At 35.2% G+C, this 25,848-nt stretch carries 26 protein-coding genes; 17 read left to right on the top strand and 9 right to left on the bottom strand.

The genetic code is table 11. The features are described from left to right. Nucleotides 1–276 precede the first annotated feature (276 nt). The 5 genes from NX902_RS21035 (at nucleotide 277) to NX902_RS21015 (ending at nucleotide 3,275) form a co-directional block, all read left to right on the top strand. On the top strand, nucleotides 277–654 hold the full coding sequence (locus tag NX902_RS21035) for a hypothetical protein (RefSeq protein ID WP_095329762.1): 378 nt from the start codon (nucleotides 277–279) through the stop codon (nucleotides 652–654). A gap of 55 nt (nucleotides 655–709) precedes the next feature. Beyond that, complete coding sequence (locus NX902_RS21030; protein ID WP_095329763.1) at nucleotides 710–1,171, top strand: GNAT family N-acetyltransferase; 462 nt, start codon at nucleotides 710–712, stop codon at nucleotides 1,169–1,171. Between the two features lie 83 nt (nucleotides 1,172–1,254). Next, the gene (locus NX902_RS21025) at nucleotides 1,255–1,842 is read left to right on the top strand and encodes a restriction endonuclease (protein WP_095329764.1); all 588 of its coding nucleotides are present in this window, start codon (nucleotides 1,255–1,257) and stop codon (nucleotides 1,840–1,842) included. A 142-nt stretch (nucleotides 1,843–1,984) separates the two neighbouring features. Beyond that, nucleotides 1,985–2,590 (top strand): hypothetical protein, encoded by a 606-nt coding sequence (locus NX902_RS21020; protein WP_095329765.1) that lies wholly within the window; start codon nucleotides 1,985–1,987, stop codon nucleotides 2,588–2,590. A 43-nt stretch (nucleotides 2,591–2,633) separates the two neighbouring features. Further along, nucleotides 2,634–3,275 (top strand): hypothetical protein, encoded by a 642-nt coding sequence (locus tag NX902_RS21015; protein WP_095329766.1) that lies wholly within the window; start codon nucleotides 2,634–2,636, stop codon nucleotides 3,273–3,275. Nucleotides 3,276–3,336: 61 nt separating this feature from the next. Here the strand turns inward: NX902_RS21015 and NX902_RS21010 are convergent, their stop codons facing one another. Then, the gene (locus tag NX902_RS21010; protein ID WP_268926807.1) at nucleotides 3,337–3,462 is read right to left on the bottom strand and encodes a hypothetical protein; all 126 of its coding nucleotides are present in this window, start codon (nucleotides 3,460–3,462) and stop codon (nucleotides 3,337–3,339) included. 13 nt (nucleotides 3,463–3,475) lie between these two features. Then, the gene (locus NX902_RS21005; protein WP_172859392.1) at nucleotides 3,476–4,813 is read right to left on the bottom strand and encodes an MFS transporter; all 1,338 of its coding nucleotides are present in this window, start codon (nucleotides 4,811–4,813) and stop codon (nucleotides 3,476–3,478) included. Between the two features lie 133 nt (nucleotides 4,814–4,946). On the opposite strand from NX902_RS21005, the gene NX902_RS21000 reads away from it, so the two are divergent. After that, nucleotides 4,947–5,486, top strand: a complete 540-nt coding sequence (locus NX902_RS21000; RefSeq protein WP_172859391.1) for a winged helix-turn-helix domain-containing protein — start codon at nucleotides 4,947–4,949, stop codon at nucleotides 5,484–5,486. 220 nt (nucleotides 5,487–5,706) lie between these two features. Here the strand turns inward: NX902_RS21000 and NX902_RS20995 are convergent, their stop codons facing one another. Next, nucleotides 5,707–6,465 (bottom strand): CAP domain-containing protein, encoded by a 759-nt coding sequence (locus NX902_RS20995; RefSeq protein ID WP_144544563.1) that lies wholly within the window; start codon nucleotides 6,463–6,465, stop codon nucleotides 5,707–5,709. A 463-nt stretch (nucleotides 6,466–6,928) separates the two neighbouring features. On the opposite strand from NX902_RS20995, the gene NX902_RS20990 reads away from it, so the two are divergent. The 3 genes from NX902_RS20990 (at nucleotide 6,929) to NX902_RS20980 (ending at nucleotide 10,319) form a co-directional block, all read left to right on the top strand. Continuing rightward, on the top strand, nucleotides 6,929–7,867 hold the full coding sequence (locus tag NX902_RS20990; RefSeq protein WP_172859390.1) for an LCP family glycopolymer transferase: 939 nt from the start codon (nucleotides 6,929–6,931) through the stop codon (nucleotides 7,865–7,867). 299 nt (nucleotides 7,868–8,166) lie between these two features. Next, nucleotides 8,167–9,114 (top strand): dTDP-glucose 4,6-dehydratase, encoded by a 948-nt coding sequence (rfbB, locus tag NX902_RS20985; protein WP_341160969.1) that lies wholly within the window; start codon nucleotides 8,167–8,169, stop codon nucleotides 9,112–9,114. A gap of 203 nt (nucleotides 9,115–9,317) precedes the next feature. Continuing rightward, nucleotides 9,318–10,319, top strand: a complete 1,002-nt coding sequence (locus NX902_RS20980; protein ID WP_303984967.1) for an LLM class flavin-dependent oxidoreductase — start codon at nucleotides 9,318–9,320, stop codon at nucleotides 10,317–10,319. A 411-nt stretch (nucleotides 10,320–10,730) separates the two neighbouring features. On the opposite strand, the gene NX902_RS20975 is transcribed toward NX902_RS20980, so the two are convergent. After that, complete coding sequence (locus NX902_RS20975) at nucleotides 10,731–10,916, bottom strand: type Z 30S ribosomal protein S14 (RefSeq protein WP_047944445.1); 186 nt, start codon at nucleotides 10,914–10,916, stop codon at nucleotides 10,731–10,733. A 175-nt stretch (nucleotides 10,917–11,091) separates the two neighbouring features. Between NX902_RS20975 and NX902_RS20970 the strand changes: the two genes are divergently transcribed. Next, complete coding sequence (locus tag NX902_RS20970) at nucleotides 11,092–11,319, top strand: hypothetical protein (protein WP_123258326.1); 228 nt, start codon at nucleotides 11,092–11,094, stop codon at nucleotides 11,317–11,319. A 127-nt stretch (nucleotides 11,320–11,446) separates the two neighbouring features. On the opposite strand, the gene NX902_RS20965 is transcribed toward NX902_RS20970, so the two are convergent. After that, nucleotides 11,447–12,478 carry an NADH:flavin oxidoreductase/NADH oxidase gene (locus NX902_RS20965; protein ID WP_095329779.1) on the bottom strand — a complete coding sequence of 344 codons (1,032 nt, stop codon included), beginning with the start codon at nucleotides 12,476–12,478 and terminating at the stop codon, nucleotides 11,447–11,449. 649 nt (nucleotides 12,479–13,127) lie between these two features. Here NX902_RS20965 and NX902_RS20960 point away from each other — a divergent pair. The 5 genes from NX902_RS20960 to NX902_RS20940 all read left to right on the top strand — a co-directional run bounded on the left by NX902_RS20960 (nucleotide 13,128) and on the right by NX902_RS20940 (nucleotide 17,415). Beyond that, on the top strand, nucleotides 13,128–13,826 hold the full coding sequence (locus tag NX902_RS20960) for an MBL fold metallo-hydrolase (protein WP_095329780.1): 699 nt from the start codon (nucleotides 13,128–13,130) through the stop codon (nucleotides 13,824–13,826). A 2-nt stretch (nucleotides 13,827–13,828) separates the two neighbouring features. Next, nucleotides 13,829–14,395, top strand: a complete 567-nt coding sequence (locus tag NX902_RS20955; RefSeq protein ID WP_172859389.1) for a TetR/AcrR family transcriptional regulator — start codon at nucleotides 13,829–13,831, stop codon at nucleotides 14,393–14,395. Nucleotides 14,396–14,615: 220 nt separating this feature from the next. Then, on the top strand, nucleotides 14,616–15,332 hold the full coding sequence (locus tag NX902_RS20950) for a LytR/AlgR family response regulator transcription factor (RefSeq protein ID WP_095329782.1): 717 nt from the start codon (nucleotides 14,616–14,618) through the stop codon (nucleotides 15,330–15,332). A 246-nt stretch (nucleotides 15,333–15,578) separates the two neighbouring features. Further along, a complete protein-coding gene (locus NX902_RS20945; protein WP_095329783.1) occupies nucleotides 15,579–16,295 on the top strand; it encodes an EAL domain-containing protein in 717 nt (238 codons plus the stop codon). A gap of 397 nt (nucleotides 16,296–16,692) precedes the next feature. After that, complete coding sequence (locus tag NX902_RS20940) at nucleotides 16,693–17,415, top strand: LytR/AlgR family response regulator transcription factor (RefSeq protein WP_095329784.1); 723 nt, start codon at nucleotides 16,693–16,695, stop codon at nucleotides 17,413–17,415. Between the two features lie 55 nt (nucleotides 17,416–17,470). Here NX902_RS20940 and NX902_RS20935 read toward each other — a convergent pair whose 3' ends face one another. Then, nucleotides 17,471–18,487, bottom strand: a complete 1,017-nt coding sequence (locus tag NX902_RS20935) for a FecCD family ABC transporter permease (RefSeq protein ID WP_095329785.1) — start codon at nucleotides 18,485–18,487, stop codon at nucleotides 17,471–17,473. Next, complete coding sequence (locus NX902_RS20930) at nucleotides 18,487–19,524, bottom strand: FecCD family ABC transporter permease (RefSeq protein ID WP_095329786.1); 1,038 nt, start codon at nucleotides 19,522–19,524, stop codon at nucleotides 18,487–18,489. The genes NX902_RS20935 and NX902_RS20930 overlap by 1 nt, the downstream gene beginning before the upstream one ends. Nucleotides 19,525–19,719: 195 nt before the next feature. Here NX902_RS20930 and NX902_RS20925 point away from each other — a divergent pair, with 195 nt between their 5' ends. Further along, entirely contained in the window at nucleotides 19,720–20,685 is a 966-nt protein-coding gene (locus NX902_RS20925) for an iron-hydroxamate ABC transporter substrate-binding protein (RefSeq protein WP_172859992.1), read from the top strand. A gap of 183 nt (nucleotides 20,686–20,868) precedes the next feature. Here NX902_RS20925 and NX902_RS20920 read toward each other — a convergent pair whose 3' ends face one another. Both NX902_RS20920 and NX902_RS20915 read right to left on the bottom strand, forming a co-directional pair. Further along, entirely contained in the window at nucleotides 20,869–23,271 is a 2,403-nt protein-coding gene (locus NX902_RS20920; protein WP_341160968.1) for a glycoside hydrolase family 2 TIM barrel-domain containing protein, read from the bottom strand. A 294-nt stretch (nucleotides 23,272–23,565) separates the two neighbouring features. Beyond that, nucleotides 23,566–24,720, bottom strand: coding sequence for a glycoside hydrolase family 88 protein (locus NX902_RS20915; RefSeq protein ID WP_095329789.1), 1,155 nt, complete (start codon nucleotides 24,718–24,720; stop codon nucleotides 23,566–23,568). 287 nt (nucleotides 24,721–25,007) lie between these two features. Here NX902_RS20915 and NX902_RS20910 point away from each other — a divergent pair, with 287 nt between their 5' ends. Continuing rightward, nucleotides 25,008–25,838: a hypothetical protein gene (locus NX902_RS20910; protein WP_123258322.1), complete on the top strand. Its 831-nt coding sequence runs from the start codon at nucleotides 25,008–25,010 to the stop codon at nucleotides 25,836–25,838. Nucleotides 25,839–25,848 lie beyond the last annotated feature (10 nt).

Below are 25,848 nucleotides of genomic sequence, written 5' to 3'. Positions count from 1 at the left end.
CTTGTTCACACATTCTCATTAAAGAAAAAAGACTGTTCCACTCCCCTCAAACCATCCCTCTGTTCCTAGTTTGCTAATTTCTTCCCTAGGAACACCCTCCTTTTGCTAAAACACTTTTCACTATCTTTTACTATTCAGTTTAGTTTAGGCTGTTTATAAAACATAGCATTTTTTCGTTTAATTTGGAAAATGCTATCTAGGGCAATACAATAGTAGATGAAACATAATCCTGGTTAATTCGTAAATACATAGAGACATTCTTTAGGAGGGAGTCAAATGAACAGGGAAATTATTTTTGAAGAGGATGCTGCAGTACTGAAGATAAGAGGATTAATGATGCTGTTCACTTTCAAGCATAAAGTGAAGCTGCCCTATAGAATGATTAAAAGTGTGTTTGTTGATTATTTTGATCCACCGAAATGGATGATTCGTATGCCTGGAACTTCTATTTCGCCGTTAAATATATATGAGGGCTCTTATAAATACCAAGATGAATGGTACTTTTTATCTTACGAAGGAAGGATTCCAGTCGTAATCATCGAATTGGATAACCATGAGAAGTATCGCTATGTCATTTTCCAAATTGAAAATCCAACAGAGGTGGCAGCTGAGCTGAGGAGGAAAATGGCGGAAGCGGAGGGACGGTACTACTGAGATATACCTTTAGTACGATCGGTCCTCTCAGGACTAAAGAGGGGGAAATATACAGGTGAAATGGCATATAAAGAAATTTAATGAGTTAACAAATGTGGAATTATATACGCTTCTGAAAGAGAGAACCGCTGTTTTTGTGGTGGAGCAAAATTGTCCTTATTTAGAGGTAGATGGAAAGGATTTAGAATCGTATCATCTTTTTGCTGAAAAACAGGGGGAGATTGTTGCGTATTTAAGAATTTTACCTCCAGGGGTGTCATATCCAGAGGCTTCTTTAGGGAGGATTTTTGTGAAGAAAGAATATAGAGGACAAGGGTTTGCAGAAGAGCTTGTAAGTCGCGGAATTGATTATACCAAGCAAGAGTTAAAAGAAGAGAGGATAAAAATCCAGGCACAGGACTATTTGCGGAACTTTTATCAGTCTTTTGGCTTTCAAGCCATATCTGAAGTGTATTTAGAAGATAATATTCCCCATATTGATATGTTATTAAACGGAAGAATGGCGCAAATTAAGTAACGGAGATTAGATTTAAATACCAAATGGCGGTATAAAAAGCAGCATTCCTGTTTACCCTTTAATAATGCAGGGAGTGTTGTGCAATGTTCTACATAGAGATTATAGTAGCAATTCTTTTAATCTTGGCTTTTATGAAATATTTATGGACGAAAAAAGAAAATGAATATCAGACTGCTCTATTGGCTAATCATATCGAGTCAAGTGACGAGTTAAAAAAGACTTTGGCGATGGGGCTTTATTTGAGGTTTTGTAAAGAGGAAGAAGACAAGGACTATTCTTCCATTTATTTAAAACAAGATCCTCTCCAATTTGAAAGGTTTGCTGCGGAAATTATGGAGAAGACAAGAGGCGGATCGACATGGGTGACTCCTCCAACAGGTGATTTTGGAGTAGACTTTGAACATGAAACAGAAAAAGGATTGTTTCTTGGGCAAGTAAAATGTTATCAAGAAGATTTACCATTTGATTCAATTGCCCTGATTCATTCGAATATAATCAAACGAGGAGCTCAAGGTGGATATGTTATTACAACAGGCAGCTTTACACCGGCAGCTTATGAATATGCCAAAGGATTAAATGTTGAATTAATCGACGGTGTTAAGTTTGTGGAAAGCTGGTTAAGTAGTTTGAGCAAAGCAGAAAAAGAAATGAAGGAATTATTACTCGTTTAAGGGAAGCAGAGGGACGGATCATCTGAAGTTATGTCTTCGGAAGAACCATCTCTATGCTTCTTTTTTAGATGTATTGGAAAATAGGAAAAAGGAATAATAATGGAAATGGTTCTGTCAAAAATGATTTGGAGGCGGATTTTTTATGAGGAAATTTACGTATGCTTTTCTAGCAGTATGTATGATATTGCTTGTTGCTTGTTCAGCAGATAAGGATAAAAAGGAAAATACGGATAATAACAAACAAGCAGATGAACAAAAGATGAATGTGGATAAAGGTCTTTCAAATGTTGAAATCACACTGCCAGCCTCTTTGTTTGAAGGGGAAGATATTGATTCCGTAATTGCCGATGTAGAAAAAGAGGGCATTAAAGTTACTAAAAATGAAGATGGTTCCCTTACCTATAAAATGTCTAAGGCAAAGCATAAAGAGATGATGAAGGAAATGGAAGCTTCTTTAGAAGAATCCATTAAGGAAATAAAAGAGAGTGATGATTATGTGTCGATTAAGGATATCACGCATAATAAAGCATTTTCTGAATTTACGTTAGTGGTTGATAAAAAGAAATATGAAGATAGTATGGATAGTTTTGCTATTTTTACCCTTGGAATAACAGGCATGATGTATCAAGTGTATAGTGGAGTAGACCCCGATGATTATCAGGTCAAGATTTTGACAAAAGACGAGGCTACAAAAGACGTTTTGGATGAAACTATTTATCCTGATGATTTAGAAGAAGATTCGAAATAAATAGAAGGTCGTTTTTAATATAGAGCAAGTAAGGAGAATGAACATGAAAAAGAATCTACCAAATACATTTAAGCTGTGTCTAACTAGTTTATTTATTATCACTATTCTTGGAGGATGTGGACAAGATACCAAGGATGTAAAAATGAAAGAGAGTGATGAAGCTCAAGAAGAAGTGCAGAAAAAAAAGTCAGATAAGAAAGAAGAAGCAAAGTCGAAGCTCGGCTCTCGAACCAATCCAGTCCCATTTAAGAAGACAGTAACGGTTGAAGATGAACTATATAATGACAAAGGGGAGTCCTTTCCCATAAAATTTGATTTAACTGTATTGGAAGTGACACGCGGAGAGGATGCTTATCAAAAATTGAAATCTATGAATGAATTCAATGAGCCTGCGCCAGATGGATATGAATGGCTTTTAGCGAAAACAAAAGTGAAGTTTACTGAATCGGCTACAAAAGATTTGTCCCTTTATATTGACGGAATAATGAATTTCGAAATGGTTAGTGAAAATGGGGATATATATAGTGGTGACATTCTCGGTACAACCGATCCTGAATTTAGTTATGAAATGTATGTAGGAAACGAAAAAGAAGGCTATATCTCTGGATTAGTGAAAAAAGGAGAAAAAGCGCAGCTACGCTATGAAGAGATGCTTGGAGGAAACGTGTTCTTAAACTTACAGTAAAGAAAAAGGAATCAGATTCTACTGATTCCTAGATGAAGCTTATTTCGATGTAGGATAGTGCTTATTGTGTTTGAGTGGCATTTGGTTGTGCCAAGATTCCATAAATGCCAAGACCAGTTATTGCCACTCCAGTAATCAACAGGACGGGGACGTTTTTCCGAAATAAAACTGTCGCCCAACCAAACATTTTTATTGTCCTACTAGTCGCGTTTTTTTACATAAAATAATCTCGAATTGGCTACAGTAGTGCTGTTCTCCTGCTTTCTTCTACCTACATAATCTGGATACGCTTGCCGCACGATAGTTGGTCTGGCGAAATATAGGCTTGTAAGAATAAGGAATAAACCAGAAATTCCAAATACCCAATATGCGGGTAGCCAATCAAAAAGAAAGCCAAAAAGAATTGTACCAATAGGGACTAAAGATTGCGCTCCGGTTCGAATAATAGAAAAAACTCTCCCTTTATATTCATCTTCCACTTCTGTTTGCAACATTACATTGATTGGTGTATTTACAAAAATTTGAATAATACCTAGGAGTAGCATTAGGATGAAATAATAAACAAGTAGAAAAATAGAAGATAGGTGAAAAAGAACTGGTAGAGCAAAAATTATAAGAATAAGCCCCATTAAATTAGCACCGAACTTTGTAACTAATAACGGATAATTAATTTCTGGTCGAATCGATAAATAGATAGAAGTAATAAGCATCCCCACAGCAAAAGCACTTTCTATGAGTCCAAATACTTGTGAAGACATACTCAAGTTATTAATTAGCACAAAGGAGTAACCAATGCCAAATGCTCCACCCAGCAAATTTGCAACCATGCTAAAGGAAACAATAGAAATTATTACTGGTTTTGTTTTTACATAGAGTAGACCAGCATACATATTCTGCCAAATAGTTTCTTTCTTACCTGTTTCTTTTATTGCTTTTTCTATGGAATATAAGTTAAAGTTCATACTTAATTGTAGAATAATAACTATTACTGTTGTAATCATATAAATAACAAGAAAGGTATAAATAGGAATAAATTGGTATAAAACCCCTCCTAATACTGGACTGATAATTGCTGCAATGGAGTCAAAACTTGAATTTAGAGATACTGATCTTTGGATTCTCTCTTTATCGATTAATCCACTAATAGATGCATTAAAACCGATGTCTGAAAAAGTTGCAGTTAAAGAGAAGAGAGCGGTTCCTAAGTATAGAAATGGTAAGTTAAGCCCGAGGGTTAGAAAGGATATCAACATGATGAAAATTGTCAATGAAGTAGCAATATAAGAGAAAATGACTATTTTTTTTCTTGAAAATCGATCTGTGAAGGATCCAGCGAATGGAGCCGTTATAATTCTTGGCAAAACACCACAAAGTAAGTTCATCGCAAAACTAGAAGCAGAACCTGTTAATTGTAAAATAGAAAAACTAACGATAAATGAATAAATCTGAGATCCAAAACTAGAAATGAAATTACTAAAGGTAATCGTCCATAAATGGAAGGTGGCCTGTTTTTTATTTAGAGCGATCGTTGTTTTCATGTTATCAACATCCTTTTTATTATTAAAATAAATTTTATCGTTAAAAATTATTTTAACGAGTGAAAAATTTTTAGTCAATAAGAAATTAAGATATAATAAAATGGAAGAATGGATAGAGAGAGGATAACAGATAATGGAAAAACAGGAAATGGAGATCGCGAAAGTCTTCTTTGATGAAAAAAAAAGATCTATTCTACATTCGATTGAGTATGAAGCAAAAGCAATAAAACACATAGCGGAAGAAATGAAAGAAAAACAATCAAGGCTGTATTATCATATGAAAAAGCTAGAAGAACTTGGGTTAGTAAAAGTAGTAAAAGAGGAAAAACTCGGGAATATTATTCAAAAGTATTACAAGGCAGCAGAATGGACGAGAAAAGTGATAAACTTATCTCCTGAAGATTTACACAATAACCCTGATATGCTTAACAACCTATATCCCTATATAAATCGAGCTATAGATGCATTAAAACAAACTGTTGAAGATCCATCAAAAGATAGAAAAGGAGTAGCCAATTTAATTACAGAAGTAGCGATTCCGAAAACTGAATGGAATAACCTTAACGAAGAAATAAGACAGGTATTTCTAAAGTATATTGATGCGCATAAGAACAATGAAGAGAAGGTTAATCTTAGCTATTTAATAATGAGTTACATCGAGGAAACAGAATAAAAAGTCTATAACAATTAATTTTTTTTAAACAATAATAACTCATTTATAAATAGAAGAATAATCGATCTCGTTCTATTCAACATTAAATTCATTTTTTCGAGTTGCACACCAACCTATTTAATCAGAAAGTATAATTTATAACAAAAAAGACGCAACTAGCCTTGCTAATTGTGTCTTTTTTGCTTTCCTAGAAATGATAATGTTTTATCATTTGCTATCCTTACTTTTTAACAAACATTTGCACCCATTCATAACCGCCTTCATCAAAACCAACACCGATATGTGTGTACTTATCATTTAGGATATTGGCACGGTGACCTTCACTATTCATCCAAGCGTTGACTACTTCTTCCGGTGAACGTTGTCCTTGTGCAATGTTTTCACCGGCTGACTCGTACGTAATTCCAAAGTCTCTCATCATGTCAAATGGCGATCCATAAGTAGGACTTGTATGGGAGAAATATCCCTTGTCATTCATATCTTTCGCTTTCATATCTGCTACGTTGTTTAATTCCGGATACGCTTGTAAAGCAGGAAGTCCTTGTTTTTTTCTTTCAGCGTTTGTTAAGTCGATAACTTCCGACACAAAGTTACTTGGTTCTTTTTTTGCTGTATTATTAGGTGTTGTTTGCGGAGCAGATTGAGCACCTGGTTGTGCACCTTGATTTGCTTGTTGCTGCTCTGTAGCCTGTTGCTGTTGTGGAGTGGCTTTTTGCACTTGTTGTTTATTTGTTGCATTTGGATTATTTGAATCATACGTTCCGACAATTGTTCGAAATTCGTATTTAGCATTTTGTATTTTTACAGGTTGTGTATGCGGATATTTCTTACTATTTACATTTGTTTTTAAGCTAGAAATTGTAGAGTCATTATAACGATCTATATTCATATCTGAAGCTTCATGATCATTATTATTACATCCTGCTAGCACAAGAAAACTCATGCATGCAAGGACAGAAAACGTATTTTTAATCTTCATTATATTTTCTCCTTTTGTATATAAAGTTTTTACCCTTTTATTTTTTCACCTTTAAATAAAATTACATATGGGAATTAGAGGGATACAGAGTGATAATTACCATGAATTGGTTGGTTCTGTTCGCAGTAGAATAGTCTTTTTGAATACATACTAAGGATGGAAGTTAAGTATTAGATTAATTTGCGGCTATACGATTTAGCATTCTTTATAGTTAATTCAACAGAGATCATTTCCTATGTAGGATTTTATAGGGGAATAAACCAATCTATCTCCGCTTCATCGATAACTCCTATTGGTCCCAGTATTACGTTGGAGCCAAACGAGTTTATTAAGGATAGAGAGGGACGGTTCTCCTGCTTTCTTGTTAGAAAATTTAGGAGAATCATCCTTATTTTCATCATTTTCTCATTTTTTTATAATAAAATGGATGAGCGAAAATTTAACAAGGAAAGTGAGAGCGAGAATGAGAACAAGGAAAAGCAAAAAGAAAAAGATATGGATTACTTTAGGAGTAATTATTGGAATACTTGTTATTGGATTAGGGTCTTATGTGTTTTATCTATATCATAGCGTAGAAGAGACAGCAAACAAAATGTATAATCCTCTTGAGGGTGATTCGAATTTAGAAAAAAAAGCAAGAGAAGAAAAGCTTGATAATACAAAACCCATTTCTATTTTGCTTATGGGTGTGGATGAAAGAAAAGGTGATGTAGGAAGATCGGATACTCTCATCGTCATGACTTTGAATCCAAATAAAGATAAAATGCAGATGGTAAGTATTCCTCGTGATACAAAAACAGAAATTATTGGAGATGGGAGAGTAACAAAAATCAATTCTGCCTATGCTTATGGCGGGGTGAAAATGGCTAAAGATACAGTAGAAAATTTTACAGGTGTTAAAATGGATTATTATATCCAAGTAAATATGGAAGCGCTAAGTGATTTAGTTGATGCCATTGGGGGAATTACAGTTCAAAATGACTTGGATTGGATTGATGAAGGATATTATAAAAAAGGCTATCATTATAAAAAAGGAACTTTAACATTAGATGGTCCACAAACATTGGGATTTGTTAGAATGCGTCATCTAGATCCAAATGGTGATTTTGGTCGAAACGATAGACAGCGGGAAGTCATTACAGCTATTATTGACAAGGCCACAGGAATATCAACAGTAGCTCATTTTGATGAAATACTAGATGCCCTTGGAGCAAATGTAAAAACAAACATTACGTTTGATCAAATGATGACCATACAGAAAAATTACCGTGATGTGCGAAAATCTGTAGAGCAATATGAAGTAAAAGGACAAGGCACTCCTCCTGGACAAACCTATTATTTAAATGTTCCAGAAGAAGAAAAAACGAAAGTGCATGATATGTTGAGTGAGAATTTACAATAAAGAAGGATAAAAAGGTACTAGCTGAAAATAGCTAGTACCTTTTTTAGGGGGACAATTCTCCTGTCTCTGTCTTTGCTAAAAGGATGCAATGAATTGCAAATTACAAGTATAGGAATTTCTTTTTATAACCCAACCGCTCTTTCTTATATGGATGAACAAAAAAACTGAAGAAAGCAGTGTTTTTTGTTTGTCTATATTGGCAGGATAATTTTCATTATAATAAATATAGACATACTGTATTCCAATGGTAAAGAGAGATAAATGCTTTATATATAAAAAAAGAGAAGGAGGTAAGTGAAATGGGGAGAAAGAAGGTCTTAGTAACAGGTGGGGCAGGGTTTATTGGAGGAAATTTTGTTCAATATATGGTGAATAAATATCCGGATTATGAAATTTATAATTTGGATTTACTAACATATGCAGGCGATTTAATAAAGCATAAAACAATAGAAGGAAAGAAGAATTATCATTTTATTAAGGCAGATATTGTAGATAGAGATACCATCCTTGCTCTTTTTGAAAAAGAGAGGTTCGACTACGTAACACATTTTGCAGCAGAAAGCCATGTTGATCGCTCCATTACAAATCCAGAAATTTTTGTAAGGACAAATGTTCTTGGCACGCAAGTATTATTAGATGCGGCAAAAACAATTGGCGTAACAAAGTTTCTACATGTTTCAACCGATGAAGTATATGGAGAATTAGACTTCGATTTCACTTCTTTCTTTACGGAAGATAGCCCACTTCAACCCAATAGTCCCTATAGTGCAAGTAAAGCATCTTCAGATATGCTTGTTCGTGCCTTTCATCAAACATATGGTTTACCAATTAATATTACCCGTTGTTCGAATAATTACGGACCCTATCAATTTCCTGAGAAATTAATCCCCTTGACGATTTCTCGTGTTTTAAACGATCAAAAGATTCCTATATATGGAGACGGGAAGAATATTCGTGACTGGCTACATGTATTTGATCACTGTGCAGCCATCGATTTAGTGCTCCATAAAGGCGAAAATGGAGAAGTCTATAACATTGGTGGACATAATGAACGAACAAACTTAGAAGTAGTAAGAACCATTATAAACACACTAGGTAAGTCAGAAGATCTAATCGAATTCGTCCCTGACCGCCTCGGCCACGACAAACGATATGCCATCGATCCAACAAAAATAACAGCTTTAGGCTGGCAGCCAACTTTTACATTTCAAACCGGTATAGCCCAAACTATCCAATGGTATAAATAGAAGCAGAGGGGAGTATCTTCTGCTTCTTTTAGAGTGGATCATAAGGATGTTTGTGACTGAATAGGGAACAATATTTTCATGAGTTATATGGCTATTTATCCTTCTTTTTCTATTCCTGTGGTGCTCCGCAAGCAAATAATTTTTTTTCCTGTAAGGCAATTGATATGATTAAGAATGACTTAAATAAGAAAGGATCTTGCAAAATGGCAAATTTAAATATACCTATATCCGTATTAAACCTTGCCCCGATTCGAGAGGGACAAACTTCTAAAGAAGCTATTGAATCAATGGTGGATTTAGCTCAAGCAACAGAGAAAATGGGCTATAAACGTTATTGGATTGCAGAGCATCATAATACATCTACACTTGTTAGTTCGGCAACAGCTATTCTCATTAAGCATACGCTTGAACACACAGACAGTATTATCGTAGGATCTGGCGGCGTGATGCTTCCAAACCATTCTCCATTAGTTGTCGCCGAACAGTTTGGAACGATGGCAACGATTTATCCAAATCGAGTAGATTTAGGACTTGGTAGAGCACCTGGAACTGATATGCTGACTGCGAGTGCATTAAGACGTTCGCAAAAGGATTCCGTCTATACCTTCCCAGAGGATGTTAATGCTCTTCTAACGTACTTTGGACCTGAAGAGGATCAAGGCTATGTAAAAGCACATCCAGGTGTTGGTACAAATGTACCGATATATATTCTTGGTTCTTCTACTGATTCAGCTTACTTAGCGGCAAGTCTAGGACTGCCTTATGTGTTTGCTTCTCATTTTGCACCGAGATATATGGCAGATGCAATCAAGATTTATCGTGAGCGTTTCAAACCTTCGAAGTATTTGGATAAGCCATATATGGTGGTTTGTTTAAATCTGATTGCCGCCGAAACAGATGAAGAGGCAGCTGTTTTACAGACGTCTACTCATCAATTTTTCCTAAATGTTGTGCGCGGAACACAAATGCCGCTTCAGCCACCAATGGATAGTTTAGATGGTCTTTGGAATCCACAGGAAGAAGAAATGGCCAAATCCATGTCTAGCGTGACTCTTTTAGGAAGCAAAGATTCCGTTCGCAACCAGCTTACAGCTTTTCAGGAACGCTTTAATGTCGATGAAATCATGGCAGTTTCTTATATTTTTGATCCTGAAAAACAGAAACGCTCTTATGAAATATTGAGAGAAGTAGTAGAGGGAAAATAAAAGTTCAGCAAAGAATTAAATCATAAAAAGGGTACTAGCTCCTGAAGCAAGTACCCTTTTTATGATTATTATTTCTCTTTATCCTCTTTTTTCTTTTCTTGCTGTTTCTCTTTTTGTTCCTCTGTTATTTTAAAATCACGATCCACTGTTTTGTTTTTTAAATCTTCATTTTTAACCATCTATAACGCCTCCTTTTTTCTTATATATAGACGATTTAAAGCAGATTAAACGTTAATGTAATAGGAAAAAGTGGGATTATTTGGGTATTTGGTAAGTGGAGTTTTAGGATGGGCAGTAAGAAAGGAACAGTAAAGAGGAGAGAAGCGAGGGGACAGACCTACCATTTCTTTTTTTTTGAAGAGACACACGAAAAGGCAACAGTAAAAACTATCCCCATGATTCTCCTCTATATTACCAGCTTGCTTTTTTTAGTCCAGGAATTTGGCCTTTGTAAGCTAATTCTCTTAAGCAAATCCGGCATAATTTAAATTTGCGGTATACAGAATGAGGTCTTCCGCATTGTTCGCATCGCGTATATTCTTGTACTTTATATTTAGCAGTACGTTTTTGTTTATTGATAAGTGCTTGTTTAGCCATTATTCAGCCTCCTTTTAAAATAATTATAAACTAATAATTATTTTAAATAAATAGGAGATTAATGGCAGACAGAGAGAAGGTTGCGTTCCCGATTATTACCATGGGAAACAGAAGAACCTCGGAGTACTTTCTATGAAACTCGGGTATAAATAATATAAATAGGGAGGTGACGCTGATGGCTGAGAATAAAGGGAAATCTACCTCGAATAAGACGCAGCTGAATATGGATAATCCAGAACAGTATCCTACAGAAAATGAAAGTTTATTTGATAAGTTTGAGATAGAGCAGACAGTTGATCCCATTCCAATGGAAGATTTAAAAGAAGAACAAAGAGAAGAAAAGGCAAAACATGACACCAAAAATACATCTTCAAGTGAAAAAAAGTATAAAACTGGTATGTAAGAAAAATGGAGGGATGGTTCTATAGAATCCTTATTTAATAGCAAGTCTAAATGGAAACAGAAGAACCTTCCCTCCGACTCCCCACAAAAAAGCACCCGAGATCATTTCTCAGGCACTTTGGGATTTTTTATCTTTTTGGAAAGGCAACAGCATATTGTTTTGGCATTTCTGTTTCTTTACGTAATTGTGTCGCTGCTTCGATTGTCCAATATGGGTTGCGAAGCATTCCTCTTCCTACCGCAACAAGGTCTGCATCTTCATTACCAATAACAGAGTTTGCTAATTCTGCTGAATCTAGTCTTCCAACAGCAATAACAGGCACATTTAGTTCTTGTTTAAATGCACGAGCTAGAGGAACTTGGTAGGCAACATGAGTCCCAGGTCTGCCAGCAGCTGCAATTGGGCCTTCTCCACCTGCGCTGACATGGAAAATGTCTACTCCAGCTTCTTCGTATTTTTTAGAAAAAGCAACACTGTCTTCAATATCGTATCCGCCTTCTACATACTCTTTACCAGAAACTCGCATGATTAGTGGCATGTCAGTCGGCATTTCTGCTTTCACTGCTTTAATGACTTCTACACCAAACTTCGTTAAATCTTGACCATATTCATCTGTACGTTTATTTGTATAGGCAGATTGGAATTGATGAATTAAGTATCCATGTGCACCATGAATCTCGATAGTATCAAAACCAGCTTTTATTGCACGGGCAGCTGTTTGGCGGAATTTTTCTACCATTTCTTTTACTTCTTCTGTTGTTAATTCTCTTGGAGTTTTTGATTTATCATCAAATGGAATAGCAGAAGCTGATACTGGTTGTGGAGCATCTTCTGCTTTTCTACCAGCATGTGCAATTTGTATACCCACTTTTGCGCCATATTGATGACAAGCATCGACAATACGTTTCAATGGTGCAATTTGCTCATCAGACCATAAACCTAAATCGTTATCTGTAATACGGCCATCTGGTTCTACATCAGTCATTTCAATAATGATTAATCCAGCACCGCCAATCGCACGGCTTACATAATGAACATAATGCCAATCCGTTGCAATTCCATCTTTCTTCTCCACTGAATATTGACACATTGGAGGCATTACCACTCGGTTTTTTAATTCTAATCCTTTATAAGAAAAAGGAGAAAATAGATCCTTCATATTCTTGCCTTCTTTCATAAAAAAAATATATGTTTATCTAAAAAACTTACCACCAGACACTTTTTAATTCAAATATTATGCTTTCACCAATGATTTATTATATACAAGATGCTGAAAATAAATCCTATTGATTGTTAGAAAAATATTTTTTTTAATAGATGAAATCTTACATATTTTATGCATGATATAAATAAAATAAGTAAAGAGAAAAGTTGCTGTACAAATCACTATTGAAATATTAAAAATATACAGTAAATTTACAGTGTTACCTTTTATCTTATTAATATGTTGTTATATAATGAATACAATATATAGAAGCGGCTTAAATCTTTCAAAGTCGTAACATCACAGAATAAGATAATTGAATACTTGAGTTATTTATTGGGGGATGGAGATGATAAAGTGAGACTAGGTTCCATTATCTGTTTTTTTAAAAGACGCCATAAATTTAGCTATTACTCCAATAAGTGTGTACGTTGCGGCAAAAAAAGAGAGATTTAAAAGGATAACAAATCATAAGCTGTTTTTTTAGAATACTCTCGTATGATGAAGAGTATTTTTTTGTTTGAAAACAATGACTTGCTAAAACTAATGGCATTAGTTAAAATAAAACTAATACCATTAGTTTTCTAATCAGGAGGTTTGACTATTGAGAATTATCCACCATAATTATTTATATCAATTGACTTTTTTGCCAAGAATTTTTCCAGTGAACTGCTATCTCGTCGAGGAAGGGGAAGAATTAACATTAATTGATACAGCTTTGCCTTTTAGTTATAAAAAAATTCTCGCATTTGCTGAAAAACTGAATAAACCGATTACGAAGATTATTCTTACTCATGCTCATGGAGATCATATTGGATCATTAGATGCTCTAAAAGAAAGATTACCAGATGTGAAAGTCTATATATCTGTACGGGATGCTCGCATATTAGGCGGGGATCATACTATTGACAAGCAAGAGGAACCCTTTGTTTTAAAAGGCGGTTTACCTAAAAATATCAAGACAAATCCAGATGTGCTAATAAAAGAGGGGGATCAAATTGGTTCACTAATAAGTATTTCTTTACCAGGACATACACCAGGGAGCTTTGGTTTTCTCGATAAACGAGATACTAGTTTGATTACAGGAGATGCTTTTCATACAAGAGGAGGCTTTGCTATAAGTGGTCAATTTCGGTCTTTCTTTCCTTTTCCAGCAATGGCAACCTGGAATAAAGAGAAAGCCATTGAAAGTGCGAAGAAAGTGATGTCTCTAAATGTTAGTCTTTTAGCTACTGGGCATGGAGATCTACTCGAAAATCCACAGCCTTTGATAGAATCATTACTCCAAAAGGAAAGAGGATAAATATGACGCCAAGAGCAGGAATAACACATAATGATATTATTGTCACGGCAATCGAAATTGCCAATACGGAAGGATTAAAGGAAGTAACGATAGCTAATTTAGCTAAGCGGCTTCGGGTTAAATCTCCATCCCTTTATAATCATATCAAGGGGCTTCCTGATATTATGAATCTGTTAACATTGCGAGCATTAGAAAGTTTATATCAATTATTAAAGAAAGCAATAATGGAAGGGGGAAAAGAAGAGACTATCCATAATCTAAGTTTTGCCTACTTAACCTATGCTAGAGAGCAGCCAGGGCTCTACATGTTAACTATCGAGTCAGAATCGAAGAAAGGAGAGGAAATTCAAACAGCTGCAAATCAAATCATTCAATTATTAATAGAAGTATTAAAGCCATATGACTTAAACGAAGAAGAGACCATTCATGCCATTCGTGGGCTAAGGAGCATTCTTCATGGATTTGCCTCTATTGAAAATCAACAAGGATTTGGCATGCCGATAGAGGTAGATAAAAGCTTTCATTATTTGGTTTCTACTTTTATTGAAGGATTGGAAAAGCATTCATAAGTGCAAGTGGAAAGGGTCACTATTATAGTCGCCCTTTTTTTATGGCAAAAGTAGGAGGATTCACTAAAGACTTTTGTTTGGTTTAAAGAAAAGGAACATGTTAAAATAGTTCAGTTGCTTAACTATTTGCAATGATAAAAACATTGATTTTTGAGAAGAAGTTTTAAGAAAATAACTCTATCCTGTTGTATTTAATAGAAACATAGAGAAAGGAGTTACTATGTTAATTAGGGTAATGATTGCCGATAAAGATAAACGAGTGATCGCTCGTATTCGTTATTATTTAAAGGATCATAAGGATATAAAAATTATTGTCATGTGTGATAACGGCAATGATTTAGTTTATCAATATAAGAAGTGGAAGCCTGATTTGATAATAACAGAAGTCGATTTACCATCTATGAACGGACTGGAAGTCATGAAGCAATGTTATCAACTAGGGGACCAAATTCATTTTATTTTTTTAGCAGAAGATGAGAAGCATGCATTAGCAGCCTTGGAATTAGATGCTATTGATTTTTTGGTCAAGCCATTCAGAAGTTTTCGTTTATCTAAAGCTATTGAAAAAGCAAAACGAGTAATAGCGAGCAAGAGAGAAAGATATTCTTTCAACAATTTACCAGTTAAATATAATAAAGGCGTGTATTATATTAAAAAGGAAGAAATATATTTTATTGAAAAAATAGGCAAGAAATGTGTTATATATACGGACGCAGAAATAGTGGAGACTCGGGAGAATATCGGAGAATTATTACCGCAATTAGATGATACATTTTTTTTGTCGCATCGTTCCTATATTATCAATCTAGAAAAGGTGACAGAAATTAGTCCCTATAAGGAAACGTATATTGCTTATTTTGATGGAGTAAACAGACAAGCGAAAATATCAAAGTTGAAAATTAATGAGGTAAAGGAAAGAGTATCTTTGTTTTTATAAGCTAGCTAGTACTTTTATATCTTTTAAATAAAATTAAATATGTCGAAACATGGAATTTTATGTAGCTACTCTAAAATGACTAAAGTTCTGTTTAAAATGTATCTTTTTCATACAGAAATGACTAAAATTATGTCTAAATGGCGTTAAGTTCAATAGACAAATACTGACAGAATCGGTAAATTTACTTGTATGATTAGATAAATTTGAAAAATCAGGACTTTTCGTTTATTTTGGAGGATACCCTAAGTGGATATAATAACAAGATTAAAAAGCAAAAAGTTTTATCATGTATATCAGCCAATTTGGAATATAAAAGAATGGAAAATCATTGGATATGAATCATTGCTACGTATATCCCAAGAGCCAGACATCTCGTTAGAAGCTTTCTTCGCTGATGCGAGAAAAGAGAATTATTTATCTGAATTAGATACCTTTCTTATTAACGATACGATCGAACACTACCAGATACTTTCATCAAGAAGAAAGAAGCCACTATTTATCAATATATTTCCATCGACTATCATACATGAATCATTTGAATCATTAATTCTATCTTTACTTGAAAAATTCCCAGCCATGAATGGGAAGATTATCTTTGAATTAAATGAAACGGTATTAGAAGAAGAGCTATGGAATTCCCCTCTTTTTAAGGAGAAAATTGCCTTTCTAAAAGACAATCAGTTTCAAATAGCTTTAGATGATTTTGGGAAAGGAATAGCAAATTTTGAGAAAATCTTAGAGATTGCTCCTAGCTATCTTAAACTAGATCGCTATTTTTCCAACAATTTGGCTTTTTCTGCTGAAAAACAAAAACTGGTGCACTTATTATTGGATTTTGCGGATGAGAAGATGAAGGTCATCTTGGAAGGAATAGAAGAGGAAACAGATTTAGCGATGACTAAAGCATTGAAGGTTCCTTTTGGCCAGGGGTTTCTATTAGGAAAGCCGGAGATGTTGGTATAATTAGTTTTTAATGGATTATTTATTAAAAACAAGGACTAACATAAATGTTTTTTATAGAAAAAGCACGCTGCCGTATCATTGTGTTTAGATCTCAACTACTTACATGTGATCAAACATCTTATGGCAGCTTTTTTATATAAAGGAATCATAAAAAGTCGGAGAATCATAGAATGACATTGAAATTATGAATAAAATAAAGTTATATTTACATAAGGTTATATGAGGCATTTAAATAAGGGCTGTTGGATGAGTATCTATTACAGGGAAAAATACAGGGGATGCGATACTTTTTTGATTCTTCGTGCTGCATAGGTGATTCCGATAGTTTCATCAGTGAATAGGGAGTTAATGAGATGGAACATCAGGAGGTAGTTGTCTTATATAGAAAGGAGAAAGAATGGAAACGCTAACGATAGCGGTAGCTTGTATCGATTCGCCTATTAATTCATCTATCCATCATTTGATTGCTATCCATTCTAGTTTTAAAATAATAGGAGAAGCAAAGACTGGAGAAGAATTATTAGAATTAATTTATCGAGCGAAGCCTAATATTATAATTGTTGATTATGACTTACCATCTATCCATTCCACTATTTTTAATAGTGCCTATAAAGATTATCTCCCCGATTTCCAGCTTATTTTAGTAGGCAAGGATAAGAGAATGGCAATTGAAGCATTTAATTATTCAGCTGTTGGTTATTTGCAGAAGCCTATTATGGAATCATCCTTCCTATCCCTTTTATATAAAATAAAGGATTCTTATTCTAAAAGTAGAAGACAGATTCATACAGGGAAGGGAAAGCGGATCTTAATTAAATTAAGTAATCGATTTGTTTATATCCCAATAGAAGAAATTTTGTATATAGAAATAATCGCACGAAAAACAATGGTACATACAATCAAGAAGTCATATGAAACGTCAGAAACCTTTCTCTCCTTCGTAGACAGATTGCCGTGGTATTTTTATCGTACCCATCGTTCCTTTCTTGTTAATTTAAAGAAAATTGTTCGCATTGAATTATTCGGAGAATCCTATTTAGCCTATTTCTCTGGAACAGATAAGCGTGCAAACATATCAAAATTAAAAATACGAGAAGTCCATTCCTTGCTGATTCAATAAGAGGGGGATATTCTTTTACCATAAAAAGGGAAGCAGGAACCGTGGCTCTGCTTCCTTATTCTTTAATTAGAAGATAGATAAAATATGGAGCACCTAAACAGGATAGAACGAGCCCAACTGGTATTTCTGAGCCAACCATGAGACTTTTGGCGATGATATCAGATGTTAACAGGAGAAGTGCTCCTATTAGGGCCGCTATCGGCAGGAGTCGTTGGTGTTTTGGACCAACTAGCATTCTTGCTAAATGTGGTGCAAGAAGCCCTAAAAAAGAGATTCCTCCGCCAACTGATACACATGCTCCTGAAAGTCCGACAGCAAGCAGCAAAAGTAATCCTCGCTCTCTTTCAATCGAAACACCAAGACCCTTTGCCAGATTATCACCTAGCTGTAGTAAATTAATGGATTGGAATTTACTAATTGCAATTGGAACAAGAATAAGAATCCACGGTAAAAGGGCAAGAACATAACTCCAACTTGCGCTCCAAATACTTCCGGAAAGCCAAATTGTTGCTTGAGTAAAATCCCGGGGGTCCATCATCAATTGAAAAATGATGATTAAAGCACCGAAAGCAGCGTTAATGCCGATACCGACCAATACTAGGCGAACAGGCGTAACCCCATCCTTCCATGCAATGATGTAGATGAGTGCAGCAGCCATTAGAGCTCCGGCAAGTGCAAAAAATGGCATGATATAAACTGATAATGGACCTGCTTGAAAGGCACTTCCTTGAATAAAGAAGATATAAAGGATAACGGCAAATCCAGCTCCAGAATTGATGCCTATAATACCTGGATCTGCTAGACTATTTCGCGAAACCCCTTGTAAAATTGCTCCAGCAATCGCCATACCCATTCCTATTAAAACGGCAATTACAGAACGAGGTAATCGAAAGTTATATAGAATATTAAAGTTTTGAACAGTGCCTTTACCGGTAAAAGCTTCTATCATTTCCATCGGACTAATTTTTATGGTTCCCATATTTAGACTTAGAATAAAGACTAAAACGAGAGCAGTAAGTAAGGTGGTGCTAACAATATATATTTTTTTGTTCGCTAATTTTAAAGAAGACATTACAGCCCCCTCCCTTCTCGACGTGCTAAATATAGAAAGAAAGGAACGCCAATTACCGCTGTTATCGCTCCTAATGGTGTTTCAAAAGGAGGGTGAATCAAACGGGCAACGATATCTGACAGCACTAACAAAAGAGCACCAACAACTGCCGAACAAGGAATAATTAATCGATAATCCGATCCTACAATAAAACGAACAATATGGGGAACAACGAGTCCTACAAACCCAATAGTTCCCCCGACTGCCACAGCAGCACCAGTTAAAAGCAAAACGACAATCGTCCCTAATAATTTCACTAGACCAACCTTTTGGCCTAAACCAGCAGCAATATCCTCACCTAAACTTAAAATGGTAATAGATTTACTAATGAAAAAAGCGAGAATTAGTCCTAGTATAGCTACAGGGATAAGTAATTTTACATTAATCCATTGTACTCCAGCTACTCCTCCTGCATACCAAAAGCTAATATCTTTTGCTACATCAAAGCGAAGGGCAATTCCAGTGGAAATGGAACCAAGAAAGGCACTAATAGCAGTACCAGCGAGTGCTAATTTCATTGGTGTTAATCCTCTTTTGGAGAGTGCGCCAATCAAGAAGACTAAAGCTGCCCCTAAACCTGCGCCAATGAATGCAAAGAGCATAATAGTCATATTGGAAACAGCAGACAGAAAAGCAAAGGCAATCGATACAGCAAACATAGCTCCAGATGTTACCCCCATTATAGAAGGGGAAGCGAGTGCATTTCTCGTCATCCCTTGCATAATGGCACCAGATACAGCAAGGCTTGCTCCGATAAAGGTTGCAGCAAGTGCTCTTGGCAGGCGTAAACGATAAACAATTTGATGAGCAGTGGACGTATTATCGAAATGAAATAGTCCTTGTATAACTGTTGATAGGTTAATATCGGCTACTCCTAAAATGATGGACATGCAAATAGAAAAGAAAAGCATTATAAGACCAATTATGAGAACCAAAGTGGCAGCTTTTGGTCTAAATATGGCAGCTTGATCATTTTCAATAGAGTTACTTTTACTCATGAGGAACCCACTTTCTAATAAAATAGAGAGAAAAATAGTAAATAATAGTATGTAAATGGTTAAATAATAATGGATATCGGAAACATTTCAATTAATTTTACTATAAAATTAATTGAAAATCGATATTATTATTGAAAGTGATAATCGTTATCATTTATAATTTAAATATAACATAACCTATTAGGAGGATACGTAATGAATAACCGGAAAATGAAATCGGTATTATTTATTTGTTTACTACTAGTTTTCACTGTTCTTGCGGCATGTGGAAATAATAGTAAAGAAAATAACAATAAAGAAAATGGTGCTTCCCAAGAAACAAAGGAACGAACATTAACAGATGCTATCGGAAATGAAGTGAAAGTTCCGGCAGAGCCAAAAAGAATTATCGGTTCTTACTTAGAAGATGATTTAGTATCATTAGGGGTAACGCCAGTTGCTCAATGGTCCATTAGAGAAGGAAAAGGAGTTCAAGCTTATCTGCAAGACTCGTTAAAAGATGTTCCAACTATTGACTCTTCATTGCCTTATGAGGCAGTGTCCAGCTTTGCTCCTGATTTAGTATTAATGTCATCGGGCGCACAAGTAGAGGGAGCGAAATATGATCAATACGCGAAACTTGCTCCTACTTATGTTGTTTCAAAGGAAAATAATAACGACTGGCGCAAGAGACTTCAAACAATTGGAGAAGTAATTGGCAAAAAGGACGATGCAGAAAAAGTATTAGCAGACTATGACCAAAAGGCAGAAGATGCAAAAGGGAAGATTCAAGCATCTATTAAGGATGAATCAGCAGCAGCAATCTGGCTTGTATCGAATAAATTATTTATTGTGGGAGAAAATGTATCAAGCGGAGCGGTTCTATATGGCGATTTAGGCTTGAAGGTTCCAGAAGTAGTAAAAGAAATATCCGCTACCGCAACAGGAAACTGGTCAGCTATTTCATTAGAAAAACTAGCTCAATTGGATGCCGATCATCTTTTCTTAATCAACAGTGATGGCGAAGGAGCAGAAGTGCTAAAAGATTCCTTATGGTCTAATATTCCAGCCGTGAAAAAAGGAAACATTTATGAATACGGTCCAGACACAAGCTGGCTATACTCGGGTCCAATCGCCAATACACAAATCATTGACGACGTAGTAGAAAGTCTAGTGAAATAAGCAGAGGGAACGTTCTTCGGAGGACTTTCTCCATAAAAAAGCCAAGTAGAAGTGGAAATACTTTTACTTGGCCTTTTATTTTTATGAAAAATGTTTAAAAAACGAATAATTTATCCTCTAGAGTATCTGCAAGCGGAAATCCAGTATATATGTTGCACTAAAGCTTCAGCAATATATTAATCGCTAATTAATTGTTTTTAAAGTAAATAAAGTATCTCTGATTCCATCTGTTTCCACTTTTACTTGAGTTTCACTATCCCCATTTTTTTGGACATAGATAACTAATTTACCATGATTTGATGTTCTAAAAGGCTCGGTGTAATCGGTTATGTCATCTAATTTTCCGTTTTCTATTCCTAAGAGTCTTCCATTTTGCACAGAAACGGCTACTTTCTGACTATAATCTGATAACTTTCCACTTCTATCTAGAAGGGAGCACTCTATTTGGATGACGTCCTGAGTTATATTAGGAAACACTGATTGTAAGACATTCTTATATATTTCTGGTATTTCCCATATATCTAATTTTAATTGTGCTGGGGATAAAACAGGGGCTAATTCCTCCGCGACTACTTTATCTCCTTTGTATCCCAAAGCTTTGATAGGAGACTCTGTTGCAGCTATATATGTAACAAAATAACCAAAGTCTTCATCAAACTTTAATGGTATCCTATTTCCATTTAGCTCTACTTCAACTTGCTCGCAATTGGAAAAACAGATGACCTCTACTTTTTCACCTATACAGTAATCCCACTTTTTCGATAGTTCCTTTATCTGAGAATGATTATTCGTATTAGTTTCTAATGGACGAGTAACTAAATAAATCATAGGTTCCTCTGTCCACCAGCTTTTCCGAAGAAAATAACGTGTTTTCTCATTTCCGGCTAAATCTAATACTCCTGCTGCGGATCCGTGTATGGGCCATCCATGAGCTTCTCCAAGATAATCGATACCAGTCCATAAGAACTGTCCTGATATATAAGAAGTATCTCGAACAATCTTCCATTGTGAATATCCATGTCCATTTTCGCTGCCTATGATTGGCTGGTTTGGGAACATTTTATGATGTTCCTCATAAAGATGCTCTTTATAATTGTATCCTATTAAATCGACTTCAGTTAATAAGCCAGTTTGGCTGGACAATTCTGGAAAAGCTGCAGCTAAAGTTACAGGTCTTGTATCATCAATCGACTTAACCGTTTTAATTAATCTATTGGCGATTGTTGTGAGTCTAGTAGTATCTGGCCTATTTGGATTATAAATTCTTTCTTGAGCTGGTTTGTTCGCATCATTATTACCTGTCATTTCTTCAAATAAAGGATTTGCATAGGGGTCATTAGGATAATCAATTTCGTTGCCAATACTCCATGCAATGATGGAAGGATGATTTCTATTTCTGATGATCATATTTTTTAAATCATCTTGGTGCCAATTTGGAAAATGATGAGCATAGCCTTCGATTTTAGGTGGATAAACATTATGCCCTTGCCACCATTTGTTTTTGGGGTTTTCCCATTCATCAAAGGCTTCATCAATAACTAGAAAACCTAGAATATCACATAGGGTATACAGTTCAGGAGCATGTGGGTTGTGAGCCATGCGAATTGCGTTACATCCCATTTCTTTTAACTTAGAAAGCCTTCTTACCCATACACTTACAGGCACAGCAGTCCCAAAGCAGCCAGCATCCTCATGAAGGCACACACCTTTTAATTTCATATTTTGGTTATTAAGGAAGTATCCTTTATTAACATCAAATTGAGAAGTTCTAATTCCTACGTGATTAGTATAGGCTGAATGGACTTTGTTGTCGTCTGCTTCATAATATAGATGAGTATGGAGCATATATAGATTTGGTTCATCAGTTGTCCATAATTTGGGATTATCTAGTTTTTCATTAAATGTAATATTCGACGTTTCCTGTGGATTTAGTTTTACTTTCTTTTCAAAACAATAGGTTTGTTCCCCATCGATAGAAACTAATTCGTTCACAACTCTTACATCACTAGCAGCAGGATATGTATTTGTGATTAAATGCTGAATACGAATGTTGGAGACATCTGTTTTGGTCTCTAGTGTAGAGAATGTAGTTCCGTATTTTGGGATATAAATGTAATCATGTATTTCCAGCCAAACATTTCTAGTAATCCCAGATCCGTTATACCAACGAGAATCAGCAATATCTGAATGGTCAACTCTTACTGCAATGACTAATTCATTATCTGGTGTATACGGAAGAATTTCTGTTAAATCAAAGGTAAAGGACGAGTATCCAGATGGTCGAATGCCATGATTGTATCCATTAATCCACACTTGAGCATTCTTATAAACACCATCAAAGGTCAATTGAACAACACTATTATCGATATTGGTAAAGTCTGTTAATGGGATATGACATCTGTACCAGCCAATTCCTCCAGGTAAATAACCAGTACCACTAGAATTATTTTTACTAAATGGCATGGTAATGCTCCAGTCATGTGGGACGGTTACGGGTTGCCAAGATTTATCCTCATAATCTTTTTGCCAAGCATTAGAATCATCGCCTTGAAAGAATAACCAGTTAGAAATTTTATAGTTTCTCATATTATGAACACTCTCTTTCGAAAAATATAATTTGTATATTGATACTTTTTCTTAAACTATTTTCTAATAGACCACTAGTTTTCAAGTGAGTAAGTGTTTTCTTTTTGACTCTTCCCCCATAATGATAGGAAGAGTATGATTTCTCATGCGATTCTCGTGTTACAGGATTGCTATGGTTTTTTTACCTTTCTGCAAAGAGCAGGAAGAATTGTCTTAGTAAATACTATATAGGTGTGGCACAGGATCAAAAATTGTTCTTTCAACAGCTTAAGCATTAAATTAAATTAAATTGTATTAAAGTACATTCCAAGAATCTCCTAACCAAAAGTTATTGTTAATACCATTGAGTGCATAGATACCTTGCGTAAAGAAGTAATCTCCGTAAATTAAGCCAGTATCTAAATTTTTTTTCTCTGGCCAATGACTTGTTCCGTGAATAATGAGTGCTTGATTTTGATCATCTTCTATTGTTGCTGCGTGTTCGTATAGTCGTTTTAATAAGTCCCTTCCGAAAGCTAAGTAAAATCTTTTTTCCTCCAAAGGTGCATATTGGGAAATTAATAAGGTGCCACAAGCAGCTATTGCAGAAGCAGAGGAATCTCGATAGTCATATTTCGTTCCATCAGTATGGGAAGGAATTCGAAAATCCCAAAGAGGAATAGGGTCATGTTGCAGGTGTAACGCGAAATGGTTCGTTACTTTCATTGCACTAGATAAGTAGCGTTCTTCTTTCGTATAATGATAGGCAATCGCAAAACCAAATATAGCCCAACTACATCCACGAGACCATGAACTATTTTTTGAATACCCCTGACCGCCAAGTTTTTCTATTAATTCACCTGTTAAAGAATTAAATCTAACCATTTGATGAACAGAACCATCGTTCCGAATAAAGTGCTTTAAGACCATATCGCAATGAGCTTTTGCAGCCACCATAAAGCGAGGATCACCGGTTTCTTCAGATGCCCAGAAAAGCAATCCCATATTCATCATGCTGTCAATGATAACAATGCCACTATTATCATTAGTCCCATGCCAATTGTTCCATGCTTTAAAGAAATGACCAGCACTATTAAAACGTGCGAGCAGCATATTAGCAGCAAGAAGTGCTGTATTCTTCGCTGTTTCATCAGCAGTTATTTGGTATCGGGCTAAGCTCGTGAGTGTCCACATAAATCCTATATCGTGATCCACTTTGTTTGGATTATTTAATAAGTAATCCATCTTATGCTCAAGCTGAATGGCTAAATTCTTGAAAGCGTATTCATTAGTCGCGTGATAGACATTCCACAAAATCCCAGGCCAAAATCCTGCTGTCCACCATTGAGGGCTTTCCTTATCATACTTACCCTGCTTTGTTGCATGAGGGAAGGATGCACCAATATCGATTGCATTTTTGGTCGTTTTCCTTTCGATAAAAGCACTAGCTTCCTTAATCCATTTGTCCATAAAATGTACGTCCTTTCGAAATTCGAGTTTGTTTCAAGTGGAAGAAGATGGTGTTTGCTCAAGATAAGAAAATGTAAATATTTTGTTATAATGTTAGTTTACTACTTTTACTAAAAAAAACAATGCGTGATTTTAAAATGAACCCTTATTTATCAATGATAATTGTTGATTGAATCTGATCTTTAGGATTTTTTATGTAATAATCAAAAGTAAAAAACAGAAATTTTTGTAGTATTTGTACTAAAAAAACATTATAATTCAAAAAAGAATCAATGGAGGTGGATGTAATGCTTAAATTAAGTATCAGTGATAAATATGGAAATATAAAAAAGGGGAGGAATGATTATGAAGAGGAAAGTCACAACTTAGAAAGTGCTGGAGATACTATGTGCTATATTGCTTCCCAAGATTTTATATTTGAAGAGGGGGATGAGATTAATATATTTGTAGCACAGAAAAATCAATATTTGATGGTTAAGCTAGATGAAAGTCTGGATAGTACAATTGTCTTTATTCCAAGTCATAGCTGGACGTACAGAATAAACATGGAGCAAACGGCAAAAGAGGCAATGCCAGATCATCGTTTTAAGAGCAAAAGACATTATTTAGGTGTTAGATATGCGACAAATGAAGAGATTAGAAGATATCAGAATTGGGCATTAAATCCTCATGATCAAAAGGAGTTTTCAGGAGCTTATCCTCATGCGAGTGCAAATGTAGAAACTAGAAATGATGCAACATTCTTTGCGTGCAATGCAATAAACGGAATATATGCAAATAATAGTCATGGGTCCTATCCGTACCAATCTTGGGGAATAAATCGGCAGTCTGATGCAACATTGACAATTGATTTTGGTAGATTGGTTGAGGTAGATAAGATTGGTATAACAATCAGAGCAGATTTCCCTCACGATAGTTATTGGACCGAAGTTACCTTGCTATTTTCAGACGCATCAAGCGAAACATTCAGCTTGCAGAAAAACACAAGTCCACAATTTTTTTATTTTAAAAAGAGAGCGGTAACATATGTTCAATTAACAAACTTGGTCAAAGCAGAGGATGAGTCACCGTTTCCTGCTTTGACCGAATTTGAAGTATATGGAATAAATAAATTATAAGGAAGCAATT

It is taken from the genome of Niallia sp. FSL W8-0954, from assembly GCF_038005605.1.
Taxonomy (GTDB): domain Bacteria; phylum Bacillota; class Bacilli; order Bacillales; family Cytobacillaceae; genus Niallia; species Niallia circulans_A.
This window is presented reverse-complemented; position numbering and strand designations above follow the sequence as displayed.